The organism is Pseudalkalibacillus decolorationis (genome assembly GCF_024609785.1).
GTDB classification, from domain to species: domain Bacteria; phylum Bacillota; class Bacilli; order Bacillales; family Fictibacillaceae; genus Pseudalkalibacillus; species Pseudalkalibacillus decolorationis.
Genome location: NZ_JANHJQ010000041.1, coordinates 25,090 through 33,869, shown reverse-complemented (window position 1 = coordinate 33,869; position 8,780 = coordinate 25,090). Strand labels below are relative to the sequence as shown.

General features: G+C 41.9%; 9 protein-coding genes, 12 tRNA genes and 1 rRNA gene. 1 reads left to right on the top strand and 21 read right to left on the bottom strand.

What is annotated here, in order from left to right; genetic code table 11:
- The 14 genes from NON16_RS23505 to NON16_RS23440 form a co-directional block, all read right to left on the bottom strand.
- A 16S ribosomal RNA gene (locus tag NON16_RS23505) occupies nucleotides 1-142 on the bottom strand; the annotation flags it as partial.
- Between the two features lie 226 nt (nucleotides 143-368).
- A tRNA-Ile gene (locus tag NON16_RS23500) sits at nucleotides 369-445 on the bottom strand.
- 9 nt (nucleotides 446-454) lie between these two features.
- A tRNA-Gly gene (locus NON16_RS23495) sits at nucleotides 455-528 on the bottom strand.
- 10 nt (nucleotides 529-538) lie between these two features.
- A tRNA-Pro gene (locus NON16_RS23490) sits at nucleotides 539-615 on the bottom strand.
- A 5-nt stretch (nucleotides 616-620) separates the two neighbouring features.
- Nucleotides 621-697, bottom strand: a tRNA-Arg gene (locus tag NON16_RS23485).
- 9 nt (nucleotides 698-706) lie between these two features.
- Nucleotides 707-792 (bottom strand) — tRNA-Leu (locus NON16_RS23480).
- An 88-nt stretch (nucleotides 793-880) separates the two neighbouring features.
- Nucleotides 881-966 (bottom strand) — tRNA-Leu (locus NON16_RS23475).
- 7 nt (nucleotides 967-973) lie between these two features.
- Nucleotides 974-1,049, bottom strand: a tRNA-Lys gene (locus tag NON16_RS23470).
- A gap of 248 nt (nucleotides 1,050-1,297) precedes the next feature.
- A tRNA-Gln gene (locus NON16_RS23465) sits at nucleotides 1,298-1,372 on the bottom strand.
- A gap of 54 nt (nucleotides 1,373-1,426) precedes the next feature.
- Nucleotides 1,427-1,502 (bottom strand) — tRNA-Asp (locus NON16_RS23460).
- A 16-nt stretch (nucleotides 1,503-1,518) separates the two neighbouring features.
- A tRNA-Glu gene (locus NON16_RS23455) sits at nucleotides 1,519-1,593 on the bottom strand.
- A 9-nt stretch (nucleotides 1,594-1,602) separates the two neighbouring features.
- Nucleotides 1,603-1,693 (bottom strand) — tRNA-Ser (locus tag NON16_RS23450).
- 1 nt (nucleotide 1,694) lies between these two features.
- A tRNA-Asn gene (locus NON16_RS23445) sits at nucleotides 1,695-1,769 on the bottom strand.
- A gap of 165 nt (nucleotides 1,770-1,934) precedes the next feature.
- Nucleotides 1,935-2,384, bottom strand: a complete 450-nt coding sequence (locus NON16_RS23440) for a SprT family protein (RefSeq protein WP_257351844.1) — start codon at nucleotides 2,382-2,384, stop codon at nucleotides 1,935-1,937.
- Between the two features lie 295 nt (nucleotides 2,385-2,679).
- Here NON16_RS23440 and cmpA point away from each other — a divergent pair, with 295 nt between their 5' ends.
- Nucleotides 2,680-2,793 (top strand): cortex morphogenetic protein CmpA, encoded by a 114-nt coding sequence (cmpA, locus tag NON16_RS23435; protein ID WP_257351842.1) that lies wholly within the window; start codon nucleotides 2,680-2,682, stop codon nucleotides 2,791-2,793.
- 19 nt (nucleotides 2,794-2,812) lie between these two features.
- On the opposite strand, the gene NON16_RS23430 is transcribed toward cmpA, so the two are convergent.
- From NON16_RS23430 to NON16_RS23400, 7 genes are all read right to left on the bottom strand, one after another.
- On the bottom strand, nucleotides 2,813-4,951 hold the full coding sequence (locus NON16_RS23430; protein ID WP_257351848.1) for a Tex family protein: 2,139 nt from the start codon (nucleotides 4,949-4,951) through the stop codon (nucleotides 2,813-2,815).
- Nucleotides 4,952-5,133: 182 nt separating this feature from the next.
- A complete protein-coding gene (locus NON16_RS23425; RefSeq protein WP_257351841.1) occupies nucleotides 5,134-5,736 on the bottom strand; it encodes a PP2C family serine/threonine-protein phosphatase in 603 nt (200 codons plus the stop codon).
- Nucleotides 5,733-6,461 carry an RNA polymerase sigma factor SigB gene (gene sigB, locus NON16_RS23420; protein WP_372508872.1) on the bottom strand — a complete coding sequence of 243 codons (729 nt, stop codon included), beginning with the start codon at nucleotides 6,459-6,461 and terminating at the stop codon, nucleotides 5,733-5,735. The genes NON16_RS23425 and sigB overlap by 4 nt, the downstream gene beginning before the upstream one ends.
- A 31-nt stretch (nucleotides 6,462-6,492) precedes the next feature.
- Nucleotides 6,493-6,966 (bottom strand): anti-sigma B factor RsbW, encoded by a 474-nt coding sequence (rsbW, locus tag NON16_RS23415; protein ID WP_257351839.1) that lies wholly within the window; start codon nucleotides 6,964-6,966, stop codon nucleotides 6,493-6,495.
- The gene (locus NON16_RS23410; protein ID WP_257351837.1) at nucleotides 6,963-7,295 is read right to left on the bottom strand and encodes an STAS domain-containing protein; all 333 of its coding nucleotides are present in this window, start codon (nucleotides 7,293-7,295) and stop codon (nucleotides 6,963-6,965) included. The genes rsbW and NON16_RS23410 overlap by 4 nt, the downstream gene beginning before the upstream one ends.
- A gap of 59 nt (nucleotides 7,296-7,354) precedes the next feature.
- Nucleotides 7,355-8,365, bottom strand: a complete 1,011-nt coding sequence (locus tag NON16_RS23405) for a PP2C family protein-serine/threonine phosphatase (protein WP_257351836.1) — start codon at nucleotides 8,363-8,365, stop codon at nucleotides 7,355-7,357.
- 11 nt (nucleotides 8,366-8,376) lie between these two features.
- Nucleotides 8,377-8,778 carry an anti-sigma regulatory factor gene (locus tag NON16_RS23400; protein ID WP_257351834.1) on the bottom strand — a complete coding sequence of 134 codons (402 nt, stop codon included), beginning with the start codon at nucleotides 8,776-8,778 and terminating at the stop codon, nucleotides 8,377-8,379.
- Nucleotides 8,779-8,780 lie beyond the last annotated feature (2 nt).

The window sequence follows — 8,780 nt, the reverse complement described above, 5'->3', positions numbered from 1 at the left end:
TCTTACAGGCAGGTTGCCCACGTGTTACTCACCCGTCCGCCGCTAACCGCTGAGGAGCAAGCTCCTCGTTGGTTCGCTCGACTTGCATGTATTAGGCACGCCGCCAGCGTTCGTCCTGAGCCAGGATCAAACTCTCCAATAAAGTTTAGCTTGACTTGCTCATTCATTTCAAAAAATTGATCAGGGTTCGTTAAAACCCGTTTCACGCTTGGCTTTTGTTCAGTTTTCAAAGAGCTTTTATTTTCGCTTTTTTTAAAGCAACCTCACTAGTATATCACTCATCCGATTTGATGTCAACAACTTTGTTACATGTTGTTTTACAGCGATAAAAAAGAAATGGTTTCTCTAAAGTAAGGAAAAGTTATTAATGGTGGGCCTAAGTGGACTCGAACCACCGACCTCACGCTTATCAGGCGTGCGCTCTAACCAGCTGAGCTATAGGCCCATAAATAAATGGAGCGGGTGATGAGAATCGAACTCACGACCAGAGCTTGGAAGGCTCTTGTTTTACCACTAAACTACACCCGCAAAAATTAGATGGTCGGGAAGACAGGATTTGAACCTGCGACCCCCTGGTCCCAAACCAGGTGCTCTACCAAGCTGAGCCACTTCCCGTAATATGGCGCGCCCTGAGAGATTCGAACTCCCGACCTTTTGATTCGTAGTCAAACACTCTATCCAGCTGAGCTAAGGGCGCTAAAATTTATGGTGCGGTCGAGAGGACTCGAACCTCCACGGGTATACACCCACTAGCCCCTCAAGCTAGCGCGTCTGCCATTCCGCCACGACCGCTAAATCGTTTTTTGAGTAAAAAAACAGAGATGCTGCTCTTCAAGTAATACAACCTTATTATCTCTTTTACTTATCATCGAGGATAATATGGTGCGGGTGAAGGGACTTGAACCCCCACGTCACAAGGACACTAGATCCTAAGTCTAGCGCGTCTGCCAATTCCGCCACACCCGCGAAAAAATGGTGAGCCATGAAGGACTCGAACCTTCGACCCTCTGATTAAAAGTCAGATGCTCTACCAACTGAGCTAATGGCTCTTGCTATAATGATGATTATTCATCTTATGTCCCTTTCTCTACAAGACTAAGCTATCGTAGAATGCTGTGTCGGAACAACTCACAGTTTTTTCATGATGTAACATTCGTTGCTCTACCAACTCTGTCCTTTCCTCTCCCAGTCATCCTTCGATGAAGGCTGTGTCAGGACAATTCAACGTCACTTCAAGATGTATCGTTCAAAGCTATTAGCTCTTGCTATTTATTAGCATTTACTCGTAAAAAGAAAATGGCTGGGCTAGCTGGATTCGAACCAACGCATGACGGAGTCAAAGTCCGTTGCCTTACCGCTTGGCTATAGCCCACCGGATAACAATTCTGATTTCATTCTTAAACTAAAGTTAATTTTAAATAGTAAATGGCGGACCCGACCGGATTTGAACCGGCGATCTCCTGCGTGACAGGCAGGCATGTTAACCCCTACACCACGGGTCCTTCATGTTAGTTTTTTTGGTGACCCCTACGGGATTCGAACCCGTGTTACCGCCGTGAAAGGGCGGTGTCTTAACCACTTGACCAAGGGGCCTTATTTAGATGGCGGAGAAGGAGGGATTTGAACCCTCGCGCCGCTTACACGACCTACACCCTTAGCAGGGGCGCCCCTTCAGCCACTTGGGTACTTCTCCATGGCTCCGCAGGTAGGACTCGAACCTACGACCGATCGGTTAACAGCCGATAGCTCTACCACTGAGCTACTGCGGAATAATGTATATTTGCTTTTTAGCGACAATAAATATCATACAATATCAGCTTTTGAAAGTCAATAACTTTTTTGCGATGTTTCTGCTCTTTTTATTAAAAAATAAGACCGTTTGTCCTTAATAGCGACTTAATTAAAGTAACATAATCAATATTTATAGTCAATATCTATTTCAGAATTAATTTCCCACTGCATTTCCCACAAACATATCGGCGAGTATCGACCTTCCTTTTCCTAGGATAGCGTTGAAGACAGTTGCGGCATTTATATATGTATTTGACCGATTCCGTTCGTCGCTGTCCGGGAACGATTTGACAAAAACGAGTCCCTCCAACCTTACTCAATAATTGTTTAAAGTCACTGTCTCTATGTTGGTAGCCTCTATTCATTAAATGAAGATGATAATGGCATAGCTCGTGTTTAATAATCCCGATCAGTTCTTCCATACCGTGCACTTCAAGATGCTTTGGGTTGATTTCAATATCGTTACTACTCAATAAATAGCGGCCACCGGTAGTTCTCAAGCGGTTATTGAACCGAGCAGCATGGGTAAATGGGCGATTAAAGTATTTAATTGATATTTCTTCTATTAATATTTGAAGCTCCGATTGTGTCATAATCCTCATTCCCTTTGAGTTCCATTTTCGCATGTTCTTCTTTTCAAGAAAAGGGAAATGCTTAAATGCTTAAGTAAAAGCGGAAGTGCCCTGTTCACAGCCCCGTAGGTCACTGGAGGGCCAACGAGGAGGCTGGCGCCACCGCAGTGGGACTGAAGTGATCCGAGCGGTTAGTCGCTAGAGCTAGACATTGCATCGATGCAGCAGAATTTTCTACTTTCTTTACTTGGAACAAAGGCAAGCCGTTTAACATAAACTAATAACTACCATTAAGGAAAGTGGGGAGGGGCTCATCATGCCTTACTGGTTCAAAAAGCAGTTAAGGACTGCGTACTTAAATAAAGATCGATACCAAATCAAACTCCTAAACCAATGTTGGTATTTTTACAGAAAAAAACACTGCTCGTAAAAGCAGTGCTTTTTGCCTTTTAATTCTGGACCATCGTTAACGCAATCCGTTGCTTTTGAAGGTCAACATGCTCAACCCACACTTTAACGACTTCCCCAACATGAACCACATTCATTGGATGCTTCACATAACTGTTGCTTAACTTAGAAATATGAACCAAGCCATCCTGTTTAACGCCAACATCTATAAACGCACCAAAATCGACAACGTTACGGACTGTTCCTTCGAGCTCCATACCTTCTTTTAAGTCTTCCATTTTAAGCACATCTGTCTTAAGTAAAGGCTTTGTAACCTCATCACGAGGATCTCTTGATGGTTTAGCAAGGGATTCAATAATATCCCTTAACGTTAACTCGCCAATCTCCAGTTTCTCTGCGTATTCTGGTACATTGATCTTGTTTAGCTTTTCTTTCATTTGGTTAGTTCCGATGTCATGTTCTGTTACTTGCAGCAATGTCAATAATCGTTTTGTGTCATGATAGCTTTCTGGATGAATGGGTGTTTGGTCTAGTGGATTCTTTCCCTCACTAATGCGTAAAAACCCAATGCATTGTTCATACGTTTTCGCTCCAAGCCTCGGAATCTTCTTAAGCTGACCACGATCTGTGAACTTCCCTTCTTCATCCCGTTTGTTGATAATATTATTTGCAACTGTTTTCGATAGTCCCGCCACATATTGTAGAAGCGAAGCAGAGGCAGTATTGACATTTACGCCTACCTGGTTAACTACGGTTTCTACAACGAACGTCAATGAATTATTCAAGTTCTTTTGGGAAACATCGTGTTGATATTGCCCCACACCGATTGATTTTGGATCAATTTTTACGAGCTCAGCTAATGGATCCTGTAGTCGTCTTGCAATAGAGACCGCACTACGCTCTTCAACTTGAAACTGCGGGAATTCCTGTCGGGCGATATCAGAAGCGGAATAAACACTTGCCCCTGCCTCATTTACAATTAAGTAGGCGAGAGATCGGTTTGATTCTTTTATAAGGTCTGCAGTAAACTGCTCTGATTCCCTCGACCCTGTTCCGTTGCCAATCGCGATCACTTCAACATTATGTTCGTTAATCATTTTTTCTAGGATTTTCTTAGATTTTTCAGTTTCAGAGCGAGGGGGCGTTGGATACATCACACCTATATCTAGAACCTTACCTGTGTCATCAACCACCGCAAGCTTACATCCAGTTCGATAGCCCGGGTCAATTCCAAGTGCAATTTTACCTTTTAGTGGCGGCTGTAACAATAAGTGACGTAAATTCTCAGAGAAAATCCGGATGGCCTGCTCATCAGCACGTTCGGTAAGCTCATTTCGGATGTCCCGCTCAATGGAAGGGGCAATCAATCGCTTATAAGAATCCACAATTGCTCTTTCTAAATAATCGTTTGCTTCTGAGTTACCCTTTACATACTTTTTATTTAGACGACGGATAATCTTATCCGCTGGAGCTGAAATCGATACTTTTAAGATACCTTCCTTCTCTCCTCGGTTAACCGCAAGAATTCGATGGGGAACGATTTTTCGGACAGGCTCTTGATAGTCATAATACATTTCATAGGTTTTGCTCTCACTCTCGTCCTCCCCCTTGACTGTTGTTTCAATGATTCCTTCTTGATAAGAAATTGTGCGTATCCAAGATCGATTATCTGGTTCATCTGAAACCATTTCGGCAATAATATCCTCTGCACCCTGGAGCGCATCCACTACAGTAAGTACCTCTTGTTCCTCAGATAAAAACGATTCTGCTTCTAGAAGTGGGTTTAATGAAGGTGCTTGTTCTAAGAGTATTTCTGCAAGTGGCTCAAGTCCTTTTTCTTTCGCGACTGTTGCCCTTGTTCTTCTCTTCTGTTTATATGGTCGATATAAGTCCTCCACTTGTTGAAGCTTTCCTGCTTTATGTATTTCTTGCTTTAACTCTTCTGTTAGCTTCCCCTGCTCTTCAATTAGTCGTAGGACCTCACTTTTTCGTTGGTCTAAGTTTTGTTTATATTCCCATGATTCGGATACATCCCGAATTTGCACTTCATCTGCTGCCCCCGTTAATTCTTTTCGATAACGGGCGATAAATGGTACGGTGTTTCCTTCTTCCAATAGCTGAATAATATTTTTTACAGACTTAATTGGTAGTTTCGTTTCTTTTGCAACATGCGTGATCATATCATTGTTATTTTCCAAAATTGTTCCTCCCTAAATAGGTGTACATATACTACCTAATGCTAGTGTATCAAATTAACAATTTAACGTACAAAAAAGAGGGTAACTCAACTGCAGGCCATCAATCAACCCTGCTTCATTTCAATCCGGAATATGAATCCAGACCCTTTTTGAGTCGTCCCTCTTTAATTAATTTTTCCTATAATACACGTCAAGTCGTCAATGTTAGGTAATCCTCTTTGCTTTAGGTATTGTGTAGCGATTTGTGGGTTCCTTGCCCTTAAAATGTTCTGTTTGTCGGAAGAAGTTAGTACGATTCCATCCGAATATACAATAAACATGGAATCCTTTTGGTAATCAAGTTGTTTAACAGCGAAATTCGATGGTCTTCCAGATAAAAAACCTGACTTCGAAAGTGGATTCACTATTTTTCCGTTCGGGGCACTTATAACGAATCGAATATTTCCGACACCGCAATATTCAAGCTTCTGTTCTTTAAAATAACACTTAAACAGCGTGATTACCGCACCTCTTGTTTGATAAAGAGCTTCATTGCACATTGACATTAACGACTTCACGTCAAGGCTATGATGTTTTTCAACAATCTCAACCGCCTTGGAAGATGCATCACGTGCAGCTTCACCGCTACCTAATCCATCTGCTACGAGACAAATAAAATACTCGTCGGTTTCTTTAACCATGTAACTATCCCCGTTACATTGACCTTCTTTTTTCGATCGTTGGAATGCACTGATGTTTACCTGCTGATCGACATTCCCTTCAATCATTCGAAAGCCTCCGAAGGACTAACACGTATTGCATCTTTTAACTTTTCAAGTGCTCGGCGTTGTAATCTCGATACATGCATCTGAGAAATGTCGAGGCGGATACCGGTTTCTTTTTGACTTAAGTTTTCAAAATAGGTACATTTCAAAATTTCCTGTTCACGTTCAGTTAACACTTTAAATGCTTTCTTAAGCAGCATGCGCTGATCCGTTTGACCGTATCCTTCATCAACATTTCCGACAAGATCTAGGAGTGTAACTGTGCTGCCCTCTTGGTCCGCTTCTATAGAACTATCGACAGAAAGCGCTTGATAGCTTTTACCCATTTCCATCGTCTCCAGCACTTCTTCCTCAGAGGCTTCCAGATAATCGGCAATTTCCTCTACACGAGGAGATCGTTGAAGTTCATTTGTTAATTCCTCAACCGCGCGTTTTATTCTAGGACTCAGCTCTTTAATTCTCCTAGGAACATGAACACTCCATGTTTTATCACGAATAAAGCGTTTAATCTCACCTATGATTGTAGGTACGGCGAAAGATTCAAAGCTCCTTCCGAATTCCGGATCGAACCGACGGAATGCAGCCAACAATCCAATCATCCCTACCTGAACAAGATCGTCATGGATACTTTTCCCTTTAGAAAATTTGCGTGCAAGCGAATGAACCAAGTCCTTATACTGTTCAACAAGAATCGTTTGAATTTCTTCGTTTTGCGGATCTTCACGCAATTGGTCTAAAAGCTCATATACTCTGCCCTTGTTATTGTGAGCGGGCTGGCTTGTATTGGTCGACACTATCATCCACCCCATCTCTATTTAGGTATTTCGTCATCGCAACTACTACTCCTGCTTTGTCACTAATATCAACCCGGTCCATTAGCGCTTCAATTAAGAAAAGGCCCAACCCTCCTTCACTTATCTGATCCAAGGCTTTCCCGTTTACAGGACCCATTTCTTTTTTTGTTTCTTCCACATCGAAGCTTTGACCTTCGTCGCTTATTGTGACCTCTAATTTATCATCATGTACCTCGTAAGCAAGCTTAATAAACCCTTGTTGCCCATCGCTATATGCATGATTCACCGCATTTGTAATAGCTTCTGATACAGCAATCTTAATGTCTTCAATCTCATCGAATGTGTATCCCATACGATTGGCGATGCCAGAAACCGTTAGTCGCGCAACTCCTACATAATCTGCTTTAGCTGGGATCGTCATTTCAATAAAGTCGTTCATCGTACCTCCCCCTTTGTATGTGCCTCAATATTCATTACGTCCGTTAATCCTGTAATATCAAATAATCGATGTACCCGTTCTGTCATTCCGGTCAGTTTTAGTGAACTACCGTGTTGTTGGGACGATTTTAAAGCACCGACGAATACTCCTAGCCCTGTACTATCCATATATTGAACACCACTGAGGTCTACAACGACTTCCCGGCCTTTTTGTTCGGTTAAACTAATCAGTGTATCCTTCAACTTAGGTGCAGTATAAGCATCTACTTCACCATTTATTAATAGTTTATCTGTATTTCCTTCTGTTTCCTTCTGAATCTGCAGGTTCATTATTTTTTCCCCCTTGAAGATATAGACGTACATTAGTGAATACCACTATTTCTACTTATTTAAACCGATCTTCGTAAAATGATTAAGGTAAAGTCATCCCGTAATTCAAAATCCTGTAATTGTTCGAGGTCTGAATAAACATTTTCAACAATTTCTTGTGCGTTTAAGTGCATATAAGACCGGATGAGCGTGACGATTTCTTCACGAGAGATAAATCCTTTACTTGTTCTACATTCTGTAACACCGTCAGATAGTAGGAGGATCATATCCCCTTCTTCGATGTCTTTGTCAAAAGCTTGGTATTGAGTTGTTTTTGATACACCGAGCACTAGACCCTTTGCCATAAACTCTTCAAAGTTATCATTCTTTGCATCATAATAAAAACCAGGTTCATGGCCCGCTCCTGCATAATGAAAACGATGTATATCAGTGTTATAGTTACCGTAAAACATCGTTATAAACATTGCAGGGTCAACATTTTGCTCCACAACCCGGTTTAAGTTTTCTAATACCATACTTGGATGGTTTTCTTGTTCTGGTAAACTGTCCATCGCATACTTGATCATCGACATACAGAGGGCAGCAGGTACACCTTTCCCAATGATGTCAGCAACAGCCACATTGATCGATTCCGGTCTATTCTGGACAAAGTGGAAATAGTCTCCGCTCATTTGTTTGGCCGCTTTACTGATAACACCTATATCCAGCTTATCGGTTACAGGTATGTCCCCTTGAAGTAAGGTTTGTTGCATACTTGCCGCAACTTCAATTTCAGATTCAAGAGCCTTTTGTTTATCTCTTAAAATTTGGTGCTCTCTGTATGCCATTCCGTATCCCATCATGACTTCTATCAAAAAATCAAATGAATCCCTGATCTCCTCAGGGATGCCACCATTAATCGTCTGCAATACTGTTGAATGCATGTTGATCACTTCTTCAGGGGAGATGTTTTGTTCTAGCATCTTCCGGCTAAACTGTTGCGCTCTATATAACGCTTGTTCAGTTCTACCACTTAAGTAAGCAGTTAAAAACTGTTTGTAACGGTCGATTAAAATATCTCTATCCCCCAACATAATTCCTCCTAGCGGAGCCATTTCGTAATAAGGATCTCTGTCCCAATATCAACTGATGAGTTAATAGAGAACTCGTCCATTAAACGTTTAACCCCTGGCAACCCAGCTCCAAGGCCACCAGACGTCGTAAACCCGTCTTGCATTACCTTTCTAATATCTTGAATACCAGGTCCAGTATCACTTGCGATAATTTGTAGTCCGCTCCTGTTCACGTCTTTAACCGGCTCAATACAGACCTTACCTTTGCCTGCATATAAATAGATATTTCGTGCTAGTTCTGAAATTGCTGTCGTTATTCTCGCTTGATCCACGCTGGAAAATCCTAGTTCCTTTGATAAATCTCTCCCAAGTTGACGAGCACTTACAATATCCCATTCATTCCTCACATCTACACAGGTTTGGGCGGCCACAA